Annotated in this window: 1 protein-coding gene; it reads left to right on the top strand. The window is 52.7% G+C overall.

What is annotated here, in order from left to right; genetic code table 11:
• Positions 1 to 312, top strand: a 312-nt coding sequence (locus AB9K37_RS00030) for a hypothetical protein (RefSeq protein ID WP_369835043.1), incomplete at its 5' end; no start/stop codon positions are given.
• Between the last annotated feature and the right edge of the window lie 624 nt (positions 313 to 936).

The raw sequence follows: 936 nt of genomic DNA, 5'->3' as shown, positions 1-936 counted from the left end.
CACCTTCAAATACAAGTCCACGGTGTATATCCCCAAGCCCTCCCGAAATCCGAAAGGGCAAAAGTGGACGACTTTTACGCCGCCCGCGACAACACTATGCCGTCGCTACCGTGGCCGAGTATTGCTCCGCCGTTCACAGCTCGATCGAAATCAAACCCGCGCAATCAAATGTGTCAGCGGCTAGAAAAAGAAAACGGCGACACACCAGGGAGGAGGAGAGGCAGTATCTACATTTTCGGATATGTGATCAAAGTGGATCCTCAGCAAGCGACAATGCTGCAGTGCAGCTATGCGGAGGAAGCATGGCGATGAGAATGCCTAAAATTGTATCATCTAGATAAATCAGGTCCGCGCGCGACAGCTCAGCAAAACTAAGTCGCTCCAGTTTAAGGACTACAGAGGTGGTCCTGGAAATTCGACCAGTTTGCAGCGACTGAGCATTCCGAATAGCAAGATTCTCAGGCACGCAAAGTACTGTATTCAGGGTGACCCGAGTTTCTACCATGGCGGCTTTGTCATGTATGTTCAGAGAAGCAAACAGTGCGCAATTCGAGCTCCCGCAACCAATAATAATTCCTCATTATCATCAATGCCTTGAGACGCCAGCGCGACGCTGGTTCTTGATAGCTTACTCCCTGTGGACCCCGTCGCGAGGTTCAAAAGCGCGCCAAGATCCCCACTCAGGTCGATCGCATACCCGTATCCTGCGTCCGGGATCAGCACAAGCTTCTCGATCAGTCCGCGAAGGCAGAGTGAGGCGCCCCGGGGGGTAGAAGGTCATCCATTTCCGGATGGCGTCTGTGGGTGGCTCCTGCATTGCAAGTGTTTTCTGGTGATTTCTGCGGTCATTTTCGTCAGTACCGTCGTCTGTCCGGCCTGTTTATGTTTTGGCATTGCCTCCACTGGCCCTGATGAGTTCCGCAAGCGAGGTTCCAA

Origin of the sequence: Donghicola sp. XS_ASV15 (genome assembly GCF_041224595.1) — a bacterium.
Taxonomy (GTDB): domain Bacteria; phylum Pseudomonadota; class Alphaproteobacteria; order Rhodobacterales; family Rhodobacteraceae; genus Donghicola.
This window is presented reverse-complemented; position numbering and strand designations above follow the sequence as displayed.